Genomic DNA, 17356 nt, shown 5'->3' with positions numbered 1-17356 from the left:
CAGATCATGTATCGCCCATATAAAATAGTTGTTCTTAGTATTGTTCCGGCCCTTATCTTATCTATCTCTGCCTGTTCGCATCACCCGGACGAAGCGGCAAAGGATACCCGTTTTGAGGTAACTGATACCTTATTGCGCAGCCTGGTTATTGACACCGTGAAGGCCGAAAACGCACTGTCGGAAATTACGCTTACCGGTAGCATAGCGCCGGATGAAAGCAAAATGGTAAAAATTTTTCCGATGGTGAGCGGTATAGCACAGTCGGTACATGTGCAGTTGGGCGATGTGGTTAAAAAAGGCCAGGTGCTTACCACCATGAAAAGTGCCGAGATTGCCGGCTTCAGCCGAGATTTGATTTCGGCACAGGCCGACCTGCGAAACGCCAAACGCCAGCTGGAAACTACGCAGGATCTTTATAAAAGCGGCCTGTCATCTGAAAAAGACCTGGAGCAGGCAAAATCTGATTATCAAAAAGCTACCGCCGAAAACAATAGGGCCGGTTCTATCATGTCTATCAATAAAAGCAACGGCAAAGGGTATGAAATCCAGGCACCGCTAAGCGGTTACATTATCGAAAAGAATGTGACGGATGACATGCAGGTACGCGCGGATAATAACCAGAACCTGTTTACCATTGCCGATCTGTCGTCGGTGTTTGTGCTCATCAATATGTATGAATCAGACATTGCCAGTGTAAAACTTGGCGATGCTGTACAAATAACCACACTGGCCTATCCGGATAAAGTATTTACCGGCAAAATTGACAAACTTTTTGACGTGCTCGATCCGGATAATAAAGTAATGCGTGCCAGGGTGATGATTAGCAATCCGGATAATATGCTGAAGCCGGGCATGTTTACCAATGTAAAGATCCAAGCCAAATCGGGAATGAACCTGCCGGCCATTAAAACAGATGCTATTGTGTTTGATAATAATAAAAACTACGTGGTTGTTGTAGATGGGCCGGCTAAAGTGCATATCCAGCCTGTTGAAATAGCCAAACGGGTAGAAGATGTGGCCTATATCAGCAAAGGGTTAAAGCCGGGGCAGCGTGTGGTTGCTTCAAGGCAGGTTTACCTGTATGAATCATTAAAGGAGTAAAGCCTCACCCTGCCCTCTCCAAAGGAGAGGGTTCTGACTAGCATGGGGTAACCTTAGCCACCATTCTAATAATAGAGTCTGGAAAATAAAAAAACACGCAAATCAAAATTCCTCTCCAAAGGAGAGGACTTAGGTGAGGCTTTATAAAACGAACAGATGAACAAGTTCATAAAAGGAGTGCTTTCTTTTGCACTTAAAAATAAGATTTTTATATTTTTTGTTACCCTGCTTATGGCGGTGGCGGGCTATATCAGCTTTAAAACCATAGCCATAGATGCCTTTCCGGATGTAACCAATACATCGGTAACTATTATAACCCAGTGGCCCGGTCGCAGCGCCGAGGAAGTGGAGAAGTTTGTAACCCGCCCCATAGAACTGGCCATGAACCCGGCCGAGAAAAAGACCAGTGTGCGCTCGTCGTCGTTGTTTGGCCTGTCGGTAGTAAAAATTACATTTGATGACGATGTAGACTATGCGTTTGCCCGTTTACAGATCAACAACCACCTTGATGAGGCCAATTTACCGGATGGTATTACTCCCGAAATTGAGCCCCCTTACGGACCGACAGGCGAAATTTACCGTTATACCTTAACTAGTAATAAACGTTCGGTGCGCGAATTAAAAACTATACAGGACTGGGTGGTAAGCCGCGAGATAAGGGCGGTGCCGGGCGTAGCCGATGTAAACAGTTTTGGCGGCGAGGTGAAAACCTACCAGATTACCATAAACCCCGAAAAGGCGGTTCAGTACGATATTACCCCCTTGCAGTTATTTGACGCGGTATCCAAAAGCAACGTAAACGTAGGCGGCGATGTGATACAGCAAAGCGGGCAGGCTTACGTGGTGCGCGGTATTGGCTTGCTCAATAATATCAGCGAGATAAAGAACATTGTTGTTAATAACGTAAAAGGTACGCCTATTTATGTAAAGACAATTGCCGAAGTAACCGAATCATCATTGCCCAGACTGGGCCAGGTGGGCCGCGATGTTGACCCGGATGTGGTAGAAGGTATAGTGGTGATGCGCAAAGGCGAGAACCCCAGCGTTGTTATTGCCGGCCTTAAAGATAAGATCAAAGAACTAAACAGTACTATACTGCCTGAGGATGTTAAGATCAATACTTTTTACGACCGCGAAAACCTGGTTGATTTTGCAACGCATACCGTGCTGCACAACATGGCCGAGGGGATCATATTTGTAACGGTGATTGTATTGCTGTTTATGGCCGATTGGCGCACCACGGTAATTGTAGCCATTATCATCCCGCTGGCGCTGTTGTTTGCCTTTATGTGCCTGAAGTTAAAAGGTATGTCGGCCAATTTACTCTCGATGGGCGCTATCGACTTTGGCATCATCATAGATGGGGCCGTAGTAATGGTGGAGGGGATTTTTGTACTGCTTGACCACAAGGCCAAGGAAATGGGGATGGAGAATTTTAACAAGCTGAGCAAGCTTGGGTTAATCCGCCAGGCCAGTTTGGTGAACGGTAAGGGCATCTTTTTTGCCAAAGCTATTATCATTACCGGTTTGTTGCCCATCTTCAGCTTTCAAAAGGTAGAAGGAAAAATGTTTTCGCCCCTGGCCTGGACATTGAGTTTCGCGCTTTTGGGAGCCTTGTTGCTAACTTTTACGCTGGTGCCTGCGCTGTGCAGCATCCTGTTACGTAAAAATGTAAAGGAACGTCATAACATATTTGTAGAGTTTATCACCAAAAATGCACTTCGCTTTTATACCCTGTGTTTTAAACGCCGCAAAATTGTGTTCCCGATAGCAGTTACTGCTTTGGTTATTAGTTTAGGTTGTTTTACGTTGTTAGGTACCGAGTTTTTACCGGAATTAAACGAAGGTTCGATATATGTGCGGGCAACGGGCCCGTTAAGCACCTCGCTGGAAGAATCGGTAAAGCTATCCAACGAAATGCGCAGGATTTTCCTGAGTTTTGACGAGGTTAAGCAGGTGATATCACAAACCGGCAGGCCAAATGATGGTACCGATGCTACGGGCTTTTACAACATCGAATTCCATGTTGATATTTATCCGCAGGATGAATGGAAACGCAAGGAAACCAAAGAAGAACTAATTGCCCGGATGCAGGATAAACTTAAATTTTATCCCGGTGTCGATCTTAACTTCTCGCAACCTATATCAGATAATGTAGAAGAAGCGGTATCGGGGGTAAAGGGTTCGATAGTAGTGAAGATGTTTGGAGATAACTATCCTTATATCGAAAGCAGGGAAGAGCAGATTTACAAGATCCTGAAAGGTGTACGCGGTATTGAAGACCTGGGAATTTTACGCAACATGGGCCAGCCCGAATTGCAGATAAACCTTAACCAGGATAAAATGGCCCAATATGGTGTTACAGCTGCCGATGCCAACGCGGTGATAGAAACCGCGATTGGCGGCCGCGCTGCTACACAGATTTACGAGGGTGAGAAGAAGTTTGATTTAAGGATTCGTTACCCGGAAGATTTCAGGAACAATGCAACCGCCATAGGCGATTTGCGTGTACCTACTTTAAATGGCGGTAAAGTTCCGCTAAGAGAGATAGCTGATATTGGCAAGATAACGGGGATCAGTATGATCTACCGTGATAAAAACAGCCGTTATGGCGCTATCAAGTTCTCTATCCGCGGCAGGGATATGGGGAGCACCATTGCCGAAGCACAGGCCAAAGTAAATGCGCAAATTAAGCTGCCTAAAGATTACCGCTTAGAATGGGCCGGCGATTTTGAAAACCAGCAACGTGCTACGCAAAGGCTGTCGCAGGCAGTGCCGGTGAGTTTGCTTATCATTTTCTTTATCCTGTTTATCCTATTCGGTAACTTCAGGGATTCGTTGCTGGTATTAAACAACGTGCCTTTTGCCATCATGGGTGGCATCCTGGCTTTGTTGATTACCGGCGTTAACTTTAATATATCGGCAGGGATAGGGTTTATAGCATTGTTTGGTATCTGTGTGCAGAACGGCGTTATCCTGATCTCGAAATTTAAATCAAACATTAAGGAGCTGCGCCATCATCAATTTACTGATTTTACCGAGGCTTTGAAAAACGGCGTTGCCGATAGGATGCGCCCGGTTATCATGACAGCTATGATGGCCGCCATTGGTTTGCTGCCGGCTGCATTGTCCGCAGRCATTGGTTCCGAGGCTTCAAAACCATTAGCCATCGTAGTAATTGGCGGCTTAATTACCAATACCATTTTTAACCTGTTTGTATTCCCCATCGTGTTTTACTGGACTTACCGTAAACGCGTGGAAAGCGGAGACACCGGAAGATTATAACAAGGAACTTTCCCCAATTTCTCTATATAACCGAGCTCCCGTTGTAATAACGGGGGCTTTTTTAACAGGATAAACACATCTAATTGGGTTAACATAACTTAACACATTTTAGATAAATTTTTTGTAAGTGGTTTATAATCAATACAATATATTAAATCATGGTTAACACTAAACTGATCGCGCAATTTTTACGCATCCAATATTTGTGCCTGTTGTTGGCCAATTCAGGTACCGAAGGGGCCTGGCTCTTCTAATTATTTTGCCCGGGTTTTTAGCCACGAGGTTCCCTTACCATTACCCAATACGTGGCGTTGGTAAGCGGCTCCAAAAACGAAGCCGCAGTTTCATACCCTAACCGGTTGTAAAATGAAATATTTCTGGGCGTAAAAGTTTCCAGGTACGTGGGCAAGCCCAGTTTATCGGTTTTTTCCAATATCTCGTTTATCAAACCGACACCTAAACCTTTACCCTGAAATTCCGGTTTAATGCCAACGATGGAAAGGTACCATGATTCGGGGCCAATTAAACCCTCCAGTTTTGCCGACATAAAATCGACCATTTGCACATAGGCATCAAGTACGCCATCACCTAAACTGGTTTTCAGGAATGTTTTCTTTTCGCGGCCTTTTTCTGATTCAAGCGCTGCACTTAAGGGCTTACTCCATACAGACGCGCCATACCTGTGTTGGTCCGGAATAAACAGCAGACCGTATTTTTCGGCCTCGTACATCGAATAATCAAGGTAGCTTATTAAAGCCTCCCGTTTCTCCTTATCGCCGGGGATTGATTGTAATAGCCTGATATAAAACGGATCGGGTTGTAATGCCTGGTATAAGGCTTCAGAAAACTCCTGGTATTTAAGCGTGTACATGGCTGGTAAATATCGGAAATTATGCACTGTGCTAACAGACAAAAATTGATTTATAGTTGAATAAGCCCCCGGTGTCCACAAATCAAAAACAGCCCGAAGATTTTGTCCCCGGGCTGTTTTATTATGGCTTTCAGCCTTATGCTTTTGGCTTTCAGCCTATTTCTTCATTACTTTATTTACAATATCGTTTCCAAAAACAAATACCATCAGGGTAACCAGTATCACAAAGCCCACTATTTGCGCGCGCTCAAGGAACTTATCGCTTAGTGGTTTACCTTTTATCATCTCCACTATCAGGAACACAGCATGGCCACCGTCAAGTGCCGGGATAGGCAATAGGTTCATCAGTGCTAATACCATTGATAAAAAGCCTACCAGGCTCCAAAAGTGAACCCAGTCAATAGTGCCGCCAAACAGGTTTGCTATAGCAACAGGGCCGCTTACGGCTTTGTTAAACTTAACATCGCCTTTAAATATTTTACCCAGACCTTTGGCGTTATCAGTAAATGTGCTGATCGCTCTTGCCGCACCGATTGGGAACGATTGAAAGAAACCGTATTTTATGGTCTTTACTTCGGGGAAATCGCTTTTTGGCCTTGCAAAACCAATAGTGCCATCGGCAGTTACCTGGGCTTTTATTGGCAAAATGGTGCTGTTGCGTTTTACGCTCAGGTCAACCAGTTTGCCTTTGTTTGCCGCCAGCTGGCTTTGAATCTCGTCAAAAAATACTACAGGCCGGCCGTTTACTGCCACCACGCTATCGCCTTTTTGCAGGCCTGCTTTTTTAGCATTGCCATAAACCGAATCGACAGAAAATTTGGTACGTGGTACGCGGCTTATGAATTCTTCAATACCATGATCGGCCAAATCATTTAATATAGTATGCGGCACTGTAATGCTTAATGTTTGGGCACCGCGCACTACGGTGAATACCGTGTTTTCGAGCAATACTTTTGGGCTTGTTAAATCGTCAAAACGTACAATTTCTTTACCATTAACGGCGGTAATTTTATCGCCCGGCAATAAGCCTATTTTTTTGCCTACCACGCCTGGTACAATGCCATATTGCGCACTGGTATTGGGGATATAGCTTTCGCCAAAACGGATGGTCAGTATCCAAAATATAACAATACCTAAAATAATGTTAACCGTAACACCGCCCAGCATTACAATTAAACGCTGCCAGGCTGGTTTTGAGCGGAACTCCCAGGGCTGCGGCGGACCGGCCATCTGGTCGGTATCCATCGATTCATCTATCATACCGGCAATTTTAACATAGCCACCTAAAGGCAGCCAGCCAATGCCATATTCAACACCTTTATATGTAAACTTAAACAGGCTGATATTCCACGCGTCAAAAAACAGGTAAAATTTATCTACTTTAATCCCGAAAGCCCGGGCCGTTAAAAAGTGCCCCAGTTCGTGCAGGATGATTAAAATTGAAAGGCCCAGTACAAGCTGGCCTACCATGATCACTATACTCATTCGTTATATTTATCTATTAATAGTTTATTGCCTTTAACGGCAGTTTTTGTATAAAATTTTGCGCAAAGATGCGTGTTTCTTTGTCGGTATTCAAATAATCGGTTATGGTTGGTTGTGATACGAAGGCGATTTGCAGCATACACTCTTCAATCAAATCGCTCATGGCCAGGAAACCGATGCTGTTATTTAAAAAACCTGCAACGGCAATCTCGTTGGCCGCGTTAATAATACAAGGCATGTTACCACCTTGTTTTAACGCAGCGTAAGCTAAACCAAGATTACGAAAAGTTTCCAGGTCTGGTTTTTCAAAAGTCAGGTTAGAGTAGGCGGTAAAATCAAAGCGCTTAAAATCGTTTTGAACGCGGTTAGGGTAGGTTAGGGCGTATTGGATGGGCAGTTTCATGTCCGGCAAACCCATTTGCGCTTTTATCGATCCATCCCTGAATTGCACCATCGAGTGGATGATAGATTGCGGGTGAACCACCACATCAATCTGCTCTGCATCTACATCAAAAAGCCATTTGGCCTCAATCACCTCCAAACCCTTATTCATGAGCGATGCCGAATCGATGGTGATTTTGGCGCCCATAACCCAGTTGGGGTGTTTTAAGGCGTCTTCACGGCTTACACCAGCCAAAAAATCAAGGCTACGGCCACGGAACGGCCCGCCCGACGCGGTGATGATCAGTTTTTCTACCGGGTTATTTTCCTCGCCTGTAAGGCACTGGAATATGGCCGAGTGTTCAGAATCTACCGGCAGGATGTTAACCCCATGCTGTTTGGCTAAAGTGGTTACAATTTCGCCGGCGACAACTAAAGTTTCTTTATTGGCCAGGGCGATATCTTTACCCGCCTTTATAGCGGCAATAGTAGGCTCCAACCCAGCAAAGCCAACCATTGCTGTAAGCACAACATCAATATCAGGATGCGTAACGGTATCAATAATAGCCTGGTGGCCTGCCAGTACTTCAATGGGTAGGTGCGCCAGGGCCTCTTTAACCTGCAGGTATTTGCCGGTATCGCATATAATGGCATACGCAGGCACAAACTCAATAGCCTGGCTAATTAATAGCCCGGCGTTGGAGTGCGCTGTAAGTAAAAAAGCCCTGAACAGGTTGCTGTTGCCCTTTATCACCTCAAGTGTTTGGGTACCTATGCTGCCTGTTGAGCCTAAAATGGCAATGTTTTTTATCTGGTTACTCAATTATAATATCTTTATATAAGAAAAATGCCGGTTATCCTAAGCTTGTCGAAGGACGCGAGGAGAGGCCTTTACCCGCTATGCTTCGACGCGCTCAGCATGACACCCTTTTTTTATTTCAGCGAATATAATTATAATACGCTTCGTCTATGTCAATTCGCTCTTTAAAGTCTCCCCTTTAGGGGAGATTTAGAGGGGCTTAAATATACGCTTTTAAGCCATCTGCTATCTTCCTGTCGTTTGATAGCCTTGGCACCTTATTTTGTCCCCCCAATTTTCCTTCCGAACGCATGTAATTTATAAACGCGTTTTTTTGTAGGCCTTGGATGATCAAAGGTTGCAAAATGTTACCTTCAATCAGGTCAAAATAGTAAATATTTTTCTTTTGCAGGGCTTTGTCCACTTTTATGGCAAAGGCCTGAAGATCGGCGGGTGGTGTTCCAAACTCAACAAACCACTCGTGGTAGGGGAGTTGCCCGACCGCTGGGTTAACCTGCGGGGCTACGGTAAATTCAATAACATCCACCCCCTCGGCCTTTGCTACGCTCATTAAGGCATGTTCTACTTCTTCGCCAATAACATGTTCGCCAAAGGCCGATATATAGTGTTTAATACGGCCGGTTACAATGATTTTATAAGGGTTTTTAGATATGAATTTAATGGTATCCCCTAAGCTATACCCCCACAGCCCGGCGCTGGTGTTCATGATAAGCGCGTAGTTTTTCTCCAGTTCCACATCTTTGATATTGATGCGGGTTGGGTGCTCGTTAAAGTATTCTTCAGAAGGAATAAATTCGTAAAATATGCCTGAATCAACTAATAACAGTAGGCCGTGCTCCTTTTGCGAATCCTGGAAAGCGATAAAGCCCTCAGATGCGGGATAAGTTTCGATAGAGTCAATTTTAAAACCAATACTTTCCTCCATCCGGGCGCGGTAAGGTTCGTAGTTTACGCCGCCATGCACGTACAATTTAAAGTTAGGGAAAATATCCTTCACCTTTTTGCCGCCAGACTTTGCCGAAAGCCTGTCGAAATACATCTGGCACCAGGGTGGTATGCCGCTGATGAGGCGCATATCTTCATTAAAAGTTTCGTCAACTATGGCGTCAACCTTTTGCTCCCAATCTTCAATGCAATTGGTTTGGTAACTGGGTAATCTGTTTTTTTGAAGATAGGCGGGCACATGATGCGCCACTATGCCCGAAAGCCTTCCTGTTGAAACGCCGTTCTTTTCGGCTAAAACCGGGCTTCCCTGTAAAAAGATCATTTTACCATCAACAAAATCGGCGTTGCCGGTTTCATGAATATATGCAAGCAAGGCATTGCGGGCGGCTTTAATATGCTGGGGCATACTTTCCTTTGATATCGGGATATATTTTACACCCGATGTAGTGCCCGATGTTTTGGCCAGGTATTTTGGCTTGCCCGGCCATAGCACATTTTCTTCGCCTTTTACAACCCTGTCTATATAGGGGCGCAGGTCTTCATAATCGTGGATAGGTACGTTTCGTTTAAAATCTTCGTAGCTATTGATCTGTGAAAAATTATGCGCTTTACCAAAGGCGGTATCTTTAGCCTGGTGAATAAGATTGCTAAATGTATTTTGCTGCAATACAAGGGCGTTTTTACGCAACTGATTAAGCTCCCTGTTTACCAGGGCTGCAAAAACTTTGCTTAATACAGATTTAAGGCCCATTGGTTAATTGGTTTCGGACAGGTCATCGTCAACATCCAGGTGGCTATAAACTAATTTACGGTAGGTAACCATAATAATTACCTGGATAAAAGGGAACGTTAGCAAAAACCAGCAATAAAAAGCTAACCTGAATATGAATCCACCCTTTTCATCAAGTCCGGTTAAATTTATGATCAGGAAAACAGGTATCAATGCGATAAACAGAATGCCTATTATAATAATAAATATACTAAGGGTTTTAAAGAAGTTATCCTTGGTTATTTCGAAACTTTGTTTGAGCGATTCTATCGGTGCCGAATCATCGTCAACAATAAAGCAGATGCAAAATATACTGCGGAGACTTATGTAGAGGATAATCAATAATTCTATCGTTTGAAATATGCTTTCCAACCCCAGAAACCGTTGAGCCAATACGTAGAAGAAGAATAATATTGCAACAAAAAATGCTGTTAAAAAGCCGATAATAACAAAATTGAATGTCATTTTAGCCGATGGCAAAATATCTTTAAACTCAAATTCATAATATTCCTTATCCATTAAGGTTAATATGAGTTTGTAAAAGCTTAAACCAATAAAGCACTGCGTTATCAAGGCTATGAAGAAGAAAATAGTGGTAGTAAGGTAATCGCCAATTAAGAAAAAAGTCTTAAAAAAGTCAAGTACCTCATTTATAAACAGCGAAATAACCGAATACACAACAAGTGGCACAAAATTTTTCTTTAAAATATTCCATGYAGTTTTAATGGTTTCTGCAACAGAAAAGGTGTGGTACATAGGTTATTATGATCTGTTAAAAATTACCCGCTTCCAAAAATCCTGCATAAATCCTATCCCGTAGGCTGTTAGTTGAGTGAAGGCAGCTATAATGCTCAAAAATGCGATTTTTGCTGATTTATTTTTCCACCATGCATGAAAAAATATTAACAAAATGATAAACAACACTATAAAGTTACCCAGTTTGGCAATCTGCCAGCCCAATAGGTTGAAAATGAGCGTAAAAAGCAAAAATAGTGTGAACGCCGCCGGGAAAAAGTGCACCGCCTTTAATTCCCCCGGGAAAAACTTATAAATGTTTATACGTGCCCTGCCAAAAAAGTGCAGTTGCTTAAAAAACTGTACAAAATTGGTACGGCGTTTATGGTAAACGATGGCGTCGGGTATCAGCCCGATTTTAAAACCAAGGGAATGGATGCGGATGCTATATTCAATATCCTCGCCCAGTCGGGTGATAATAAAACCGCCTGCTTTTTCCCATACCTGCCTTGATACACCCATGTTAAAACTTCGTGGATGAAACTGCCCAATCCCTTTTTTATTACCGCGGATACCGCCTGTTGTAAAAGGGGAGGTCATGCTATAGCTGATGGCCTTTTGCGTAGGCGTAAATGAAGCGTGTGCTCCGTCGGGGCCGCCGTAGGCATCAAGGTAATTTGTGGTTAATGAATTATTCACAATCTGCAGGTAATCTGCCGGGATCAAACAATCCGAATCGAATATGATAAAGTAATCGCCCCTGGCGCGTTCAAATCCAAAATTGCGTGTAAAACCCTGACCCTCGTTTACTTTTTTAAAGTAGCGAACATCCAACTGCCCAACAAAGCTGTTTACAATAGCTTCGGCATCATTAACCGATCCATCTTCAATCACCAAAACCTCAAAATTCCGGTACGTTTGCAGCACCAGGGTCTCCAGTAATTCTTTGATCTCCTGCGGGCGGTTGTATAAAGGAATGATGATGGAAAAAAACATGTTTTTTAGATGTGCAGATTTCAGATGTGCAAATGTGCATATGAAGCTGTAGAATTCACGATTTTTTGATGTTAAATTTTGATAAGCTTTGCATCGATGAAAAATAATTTTATTTTTTTTCCTGATTCATCTACGCATTTGAAGTTTTCATCTGCACATCTGGAATCTGCATATCTGCACATCAAATAACCTCCTCAACCAAATAATGGTTCCGTTCGCTTGAGCTACGGGAAACCAGTTCGGCAACAAAGCCGGTTAAAAATAGCTGCGAGCCTAAAATGATGGCTACAATGGCTATATAAAACCATGGGTTATCTGTTGGCTGTCTTTCTTTGATATGATGAGAAAGATTATAAAGCTTGTCGGCCATTATCCATATCGCTATTACCAATCCTGTAAAAAAGCTTAATGTGCCCATAGTGCCAAAAAAGTGCATGGGGCGCTTGCCAAACTTGCCTACAAAAAATATCGACAGCAAATCAAGAAAACCATTTACAAAGCGGCTCATGCCAAATTTGGTTTTTCCGTATTTGCGGGCGCGGTGCTCAACTACCTGCTCGCCAATTTTGGTAAAACCGGCCCATTTAGCTAAAACCGGGATGTAGCGGTGCATTTCGCCGTAAACCTCTATGTTTTTAACCACGGTGCCGCGGTAAGCTTTAAGCCCACAGTTAAAATCGTGCAGGTTATCTATGCCGCTCATTTTACGGGTGGCATAGTTAAATAMCTTGGTAGGTATGGTTTTACTCAACGGATCATACCGTTTGGCTTTCCAGCCCGATATCAGGTCGAATTTTTCTTCGGTTATGCGCCTGTAAAGTTCGGGAATTTCGTCCGGGCTATCCTGTAAATCGGCATCCATGGTTATTACCACATCGCCCCTGGTAGCGGCAAAGCCGGTATTAAGCGCTGCCGATTTGCCATAGTTACGCCTGAATTTGATGCCTTTAATGAAAGGATTATCGAAGCTTAGCTTCCTGATCATCTCCCATGAACCGTCCTTGCTGCCATCATCAACCAATATGATTTCATAAGTAAAACGATTTTCGGCCATTACGCGGCTTATCCATGAGGTAAGCTCGGGTAATGATTCTACTTCGTCATAAAGCGGTACTACAACTGATATATCCATTTATAAGGAATGTGACGCCTGGCTATAAAAGTTCTGCCCGCATTCATCCGCAAAAATATAAAAAATAGGGAATGGTTGGTATAATGATTTTTAAGACTCGGCCTCACCCAACCCTCTCTAAAGGAAGCCTCACCTAAATCCTCTCCAAAGGATAGGACTTTTGATTTGCATGATTGCGATTGTTTTTTTGCCATCTCCTTTGGAGAGGGTTGGGTGAGGCTAATTTAGGTGAGGCTGTGCAATATGTAAAGCCTCTATTACGTTAAAAGCACTTGGAAATATTTGCATAACTTGCCTGTCATTATAAATAAAGCCTTCATGAAATTTTGTAAAGCAATACTTTTTGTTTTTCTGTGTGTTTTTTCCACATTAAGCTACGCTCAAACCGACGATCAACAGGGCGCAAAATACGATCAGCATAAAGTTTTCAATCCATTATTTTACCCCGAAAAAGGCAACGAGTACAGGAATGCCGGTGGTGCCCCCGGCTCAAAATATTGGCAAAACCGTGCCGATTATAAGCTTGATGTTACGTTGGATACCGCGAAACACCGGCTTGACGGTACTGCGTTAATTACTTATACCAACAACAGCCCCGATGCTTTAACATTTTTATGGCTGCAGGACGATCAGAATATTTACCGCGAGGATTCGCGCTCCGAAGCTGCCAGCTCGGTTACCGGGGGGCGTTTTACTAACCGCATCTATACCAAAGGCGATGAAATAAAAGCCATTTACATTATTAAAAACGGCAAAACTACCAAAGCTGATTACCTGGTGACCGATACCCGACTACAAATAAAGCTTAAAGATTCGTTGAAGGCCGCAGGTGGTAAGCTTCAGATTAAAGTGGAGTATGGCTTCGAGATACCTAAGTACGGTACCGACCGTATGGGCCGCCTGGAAACCAAAAATGGCTGGATATACGAAATAGCCCAATGGTACCCCCGCATGGAGGTTTATGACGATGTAACCGGGTGGAATGTATTGCCCTATCTTGGCGCCGGCGAGTTTTACCTGGAATATGGTAACTTTGATTATACCATCACAGCGCCTTCAAATTTGGTGGTAACGGGCTCGGGCGAACTGCTTAACCCCACCGAAGTTTACACGCCAACTATCATGAGCCGCCTGGCCGCAGCCCGAGCAAGCGATAAAACAGTGATGATAAAGGACGAGGCTGATGTTTTGAGCGGTAACGACCATCCTAAAAAACCGATGCTTACCTGGCACTTTGCCTGTAAAAATGCCCGTGATGTAGCCTGGTCGGCATCAAAAGCGTTTGTATGGGATGCAGCGCGCATTAATTTGCCAAGCGGCAAAAAAGCTTTGGCACAATCGGTTTATCCTGCCGAGGTAAAGGGTAACGATGCCTGGGGCCGGTCGACAGAGTATGTGAAGGCTGCCATTGAACTTTATTCGGATAAATGGTTTGAGTATACATACCCCGTAGCAACCAACGTGGCCGGTACGGTAGGAGGGATGGAGTATCCCGGGATTGTTTTTTGCGGATGGGAAAGTAAAGCCGGTGGCCTTTGGGAAGTTACCAATCACGAGTTTGGCCATAACTGGTTCCCGATGATAGTAGGCTCAAACGAGCGTAAGTACGCCTGGATGGATGAAGGTTTTAATACTTTTTTAAACAACGTAGATACCCGCGTTTTTAATAAAGGCGAATATTATGAGCCGGTAGATGAGCAAAAAGCTGCATCGGGTTTATTTAGTGCCGATGCTGAGCCGATCATGACCATTCCGGATGTAATACAGGAGAGCTTTCTGGGCAACGCGGCCTATGATAAGCCTGCCCTGGGCCTTGCCATTTTACGCGAACAAATTTTGGGCGAACAACGTTTTGACTACGCGTTTCGCACCTATATCAAACGCTGGGCTTTTAAACATCCAACGCCTTGGGATTTTTTCCACACCATGGATAATGCCGCCGGCGAGGATCTGAGCTGGTTTTGGAACGAATGGTTTTTTACCACCTGGAAACTTGACCAAAGCATAAGCGGTATTGCCTATCAGGATGGCGACCCTGCAAAAGGCGCGCTGATTACCATAGAGAACCTGGAAGAGATGGCCCTGCCGGTAACCATCAGCATTAAAGAAGAAAATGGCAAAACAGGCATTGTAAAGCTGCCTGCCGAAATATGGCAGCGTGGCGGTACCTGGACTTTTCCTTATAAATCGACATCGAAAATAACCCTGGCCGTTATCGACCCCGACCACAAATTACCGGATGTAAACGCCGAAAATAATTCGTTCAGTGGTTTGCCGGTTCCAACCGGCGTAACCGCCGGCAGTGTAATCAAAACCTATCTTGACGCTATTGGCGGGGTTGATAAGCTGAAAAATATCAAAGACCTGCAGGTTTCGGCAGCGGCCAGCGTGCAGGGCTCTGAAGTGCAGATGGTTTCGAGGTACCGAATACCCGGAATGTATTTTCAGAAAATTACTGTACCATCATATAACAACCTGGTACTAAGTCATATTTTGGTTAATAATGATAATATAAGTGTGCAGCAGGTAAACCATGAAATGCCTTTGGATGATGTGGCCAAAAGAGTCCTTAAAGAAAAAAGCAAAGCTTTCCCCGAACTTGATTATGAAAAGTTGGGAAACGCGGTGTCGCTTGATTCAACAATGAAAGTGGTAAACGGCGATATGGCTTATGAACTTGACATTCGCGTTGTGGATGGCGCTGTAATTAAAAACTATTACAGCCAAAAAACGGGCCTTAAAATAAAACAGGTGATTGATGGTACCGCGAGTTCGGTAACGGAGTTTGGCAATTACGAGGGAATTAATGGAGGCGTTAAAATTCCGTTTTTAATTAAAACAGTTATCCTTGGCCACCCGGCTGATTTTAAGGTTAAAGAAACAGCCGTAAACAGCAATATGCCGGCGGTATCGTTTCAATAATACGCTGGCAATGTTCAACATTTACGTTAGTATAGTGACGTGATTTTTTGTAAATTTGATATCATGATACGGACAATTCTAAAATCGACTAAGAATAGTTTAACGCTGGAACTGCCAGACGACCTTGTTGGAAAAACGATAGAAGTTATTGCCTTTGAGATAGATCAGCTTACTCCAACTAAAATAATACAAGATATTGAAAGGTCGAAGAGGATAGAAGCAATTGATAAGGCCCTTGGTAAAAATCGTTTAGATCTGTCAGTCTATAAATTTTATAGGGATGAGGCTAACAATTATGAATAAAATAGCTATTGATATAATATGGCTATCTATTCAAGCAAAATTAATTCTCTCAATAAAACCTTAGTCTTCTGGCCTGTTTAACTATTTGACATAGCACCGTTAAACCAGCCCCAAAACCTTACTCGTCCGTTCACGCGTAGCAACGCTCAAAGCCTCATCATTTGATAATGATTGCCCGTATGAAGGGATCATCTGTTTTAGCTTCTCCTGCCATTCGATTGTTTTAATGTGGCTTTTAAAGCAGCGTTCAATCAGCTGTACCATAATAGGTACCGATGTGGAAGCGCCCGGCGATGCCCCTAACAGGGCCGAAATGCTGCCATCTGCCGATGTTACTACCTCGGTGCCAAATTCCAGTACGCCGGTATGTTTGGCGTCTTTCTTGATCACCTGTACGCGCTGGYCGGCTATGTCCAATGTCCAGTCTTCGGCTTTGGCGGTCGGCAGATATTCCTGTAAGGCCTTTAACCTGTCGGTGGGCGATTGCATTACCTGGCTGATAAGATATTTGGTTAGCGGCCAGTTATCGCGGCCTACGGCAAGCAGCGGTAATATATTATTGGGTTTTATTGAACAAAACAGATCGAGTAAAGATCCTTTCTTTAAAAAACGGGTCGAGAAGCCTGCATAAGGGCCAAACAGCAGTTCGCGTTTACCATCAATCATCCGGGTATCCAGGTGCGGTACCGACATTGGCGGCGAACCTACCGATGCTTTACCATAAACTTTAGCTTCGTGGCGCTTAATTACATCAGGGTTAGTACAAACCAGCCATTGTCCGCTCACCGGGAAACCACCAAAGCCTTTACTTTCTTTAATGCCCGATTTTTGTAATAATGGCAAAGCACCGCCTCCGGCGCCAACAAACACAAATTTGCTGGTTAGCTTTCTTTTTGTACCGCTTGTTTTATCTTTTACAGTAACAAGCCAACTGCCATCGTTATTGCGTTTAAGGCCGGTAACATCGTGGTTAAGGCTTACATTAACGCCTGGTTTTTGTTTCAGATTGTCAATTAAGCTACTGGTAAGGCTACCAAAATTCACATCGGTACCAATATCCATAAATGTAGCCGCTACCGTCTCATTTTCATCGCGACCTTCCATTACCAGCGGAATCCATTTTTTAATCTGTGCTTTATCTTCAGAGTATTCCATCCCTTTAAAAAAGTGATGTTTAGTGAGGGCCTGCTGGCGTTTTTTTAGGTAATTTACATTATCGGCCCCCCAAACAAAGCTCATGTGCGGTACTTTGCGGATAAAGCTTTCGGACGATGGGATATATTTTTTATCGATAAGATATGTCCAGAATTCTTTGCTTATCTCGAATTGTTCGGCAATTTTGATGGCTTTTTTTATTTCTACGGTGCCGTCCGGCAATTCGGTTGTGTAGTTTAGTTCACAGAAAGCGGAGTGACCCGTACCCGCATTATTCATGGGGGCCGAACTTTCTGAAGCGATGACATCCAGGCGCTCAAAAATTTCGATAGTTAAGTCGGGCTGTAATTCTTTTAGCATTACCCCCAAAGTAGCGCTCATAATACCCGCGCCTATTAAAACCACATCAACCGTTGTTCCCGAACCTTTATCGCTGTTAGCCATCTTAGTATGATA

The 17356-nt window shown here is 43.7% G+C and carries 12 protein-coding genes; 4 read left to right on the top strand and 8 right to left on the bottom strand.

The features are described from left to right. Positions 1-6 precede the first annotated feature (6 nt). Together AC1DV1_RS18150 and AC1DV1_RS18145 are read left to right on the top strand one after the other, a co-directional pair. Entirely contained in the window at positions 7-1101 is a 1095-nt protein-coding gene (locus AC1DV1_RS18150; protein WP_477361748.1) for an efflux RND transporter periplasmic adaptor subunit, read from the top strand. Between the two features lie 156 nt (positions 1102-1257). Further along, the gene (locus AC1DV1_RS18145; protein ID WP_477361746.1) at positions 1258-4386 is read left to right on the top strand and encodes an efflux RND transporter permease subunit; all 3129 of its coding nucleotides are present in this window, start codon (positions 1258-1260) and stop codon (positions 4384-4386) included. Positions 4387-4657: 271 nt separating this feature from the next. On the opposite strand, the gene AC1DV1_RS18140 is transcribed toward AC1DV1_RS18145, so the two are convergent. The 7 genes from AC1DV1_RS18140 to AC1DV1_RS18110 form a co-directional block, all read right to left on the bottom strand. Beyond that, positions 4658-5257 (bottom strand): GNAT family N-acetyltransferase, encoded by a 600-nt coding sequence (locus AC1DV1_RS18140; RefSeq protein WP_477361744.1) that lies wholly within the window; start codon positions 5255-5257, stop codon positions 4658-4660. A gap of 156 nt (positions 5258-5413) precedes the next feature. Then, a complete protein-coding gene (rseP, locus tag AC1DV1_RS18135; protein WP_477361742.1) occupies positions 5414-6742 on the bottom strand; it encodes an RIP metalloprotease RseP in 1329 nt (442 codons plus the stop codon). A 16-nt stretch (positions 6743-6758) separates the two neighbouring features. Beyond that, a complete protein-coding gene (locus AC1DV1_RS18130; protein ID WP_477361740.1) occupies positions 6759-7946 on the bottom strand; it encodes a 1-deoxy-D-xylulose-5-phosphate reductoisomerase in 1188 nt (395 codons plus the stop codon). Between the two features lie 196 nt (positions 7947-8142). Beyond that, positions 8143-9639 (bottom strand): GH3 auxin-responsive promoter family protein, encoded by a 1497-nt coding sequence (locus tag AC1DV1_RS18125; protein ID WP_477361738.1) that lies wholly within the window; start codon positions 9637-9639, stop codon positions 8143-8145. A 3-nt stretch (positions 9640-9642) separates the two neighbouring features. Beyond that, the gene (locus tag AC1DV1_RS18120; RefSeq protein WP_477361736.1) at positions 9643-10413 is read right to left on the bottom strand and encodes a glycerophosphoryl diester phosphodiesterase membrane domain-containing protein; all 771 of its coding nucleotides are present in this window, start codon (positions 10411-10413) and stop codon (positions 9643-9645) included. A gap of 6 nt (positions 10414-10419) precedes the next feature. Continuing rightward, on the bottom strand, positions 10420-11388 hold the full coding sequence (locus AC1DV1_RS18115) for a glycosyltransferase family 2 protein (RefSeq protein ID WP_477361734.1): 969 nt from the start codon (positions 11386-11388) through the stop codon (positions 10420-10422). Between the two features lie 181 nt (positions 11389-11569). Continuing rightward, positions 11570-12520: a glycosyltransferase family 2 protein gene (locus tag AC1DV1_RS18110; protein ID WP_477361732.1), complete on the bottom strand. Its 951-nt coding sequence runs from the start codon at positions 12518-12520 to the stop codon at positions 11570-11572. A gap of 318 nt (positions 12521-12838) precedes the next feature. On the opposite strand from AC1DV1_RS18110, the gene AC1DV1_RS18105 reads away from it, so the two are divergent. Beyond that, complete coding sequence (locus tag AC1DV1_RS18105) at positions 12839-15442, top strand: M1 family metallopeptidase (RefSeq protein ID WP_477361730.1); 2604 nt, start codon at positions 12839-12841, stop codon at positions 15440-15442. A gap of 63 nt (positions 15443-15505) precedes the next feature. After that, complete coding sequence (locus AC1DV1_RS18100) at positions 15506-15745, top strand: hypothetical protein (RefSeq protein ID WP_477361727.1); 240 nt, start codon at positions 15506-15508, stop codon at positions 15743-15745. Positions 15746-15844: 99 nt separating this feature from the next. On the opposite strand, the gene AC1DV1_RS18095 is transcribed toward AC1DV1_RS18100, so the two are convergent. Further along, positions 15845-17344 (bottom strand): malate:quinone oxidoreductase, encoded by a 1500-nt coding sequence (locus AC1DV1_RS18095; protein ID WP_477361725.1) that lies wholly within the window; start codon positions 17342-17344, stop codon positions 15845-15847. Between the last annotated feature and the right edge of the window lie 12 nt (positions 17345-17356).

It is taken from the genome of Mucilaginibacter sp. P4_D1 (genome assembly GCF_056401935.1).
This window is presented reverse-complemented; position numbering and strand designations above follow the sequence as displayed.

What these genes read in the sequence shown, in the direction of transcription:
- rseP (WP_477361742.1), bottom strand. Translation starts at nt 6,742, where the DNA reads ATGAGTATAGTGATCATGGTAGGCCAGCTTGTACTGGGCCTTTCAATT.
- AC1DV1_RS18115 (WP_477361734.1), bottom strand. Translation starts at nt 11,388, where the DNA reads ATGTTTTTTTCCATCATCATTCCTTTATACAACCGCCCGCAGGAGATC.
- AC1DV1_RS18100 (WP_477361727.1), top strand. Translation starts at nt 15,506, where the DNA reads ATGATACGGACAATTCTAAAATCGACTAAGAATAGTTTAACGCTGGAA.
- AC1DV1_RS18140 (WP_477361744.1), bottom strand. Translation starts at nt 5,257, where the DNA reads ATGTACACGCTTAAATACCAGGAGTTTTCTGAAGCCTTATACCAGGCA.
- AC1DV1_RS18125 (WP_477361738.1), bottom strand. Translation starts at nt 9,639, where the DNA reads ATGGGCCTTAAATCTGTATTAAGCAAAGTTTTTGCAGCCCTGGTAAAC.
- AC1DV1_RS18150 (WP_477361748.1), top strand. Translation starts at nt 7, where the DNA reads ATGTATCGCCCATATAAAATAGTTGTTCTTAGTATTGTTCCGGCCCTT.
- AC1DV1_RS18105 (WP_477361730.1), top strand. Translation starts at nt 12,839, where the DNA reads ATGAAATTTTGTAAAGCAATACTTTTTGTTTTTCTGTGTGTTTTTTCC.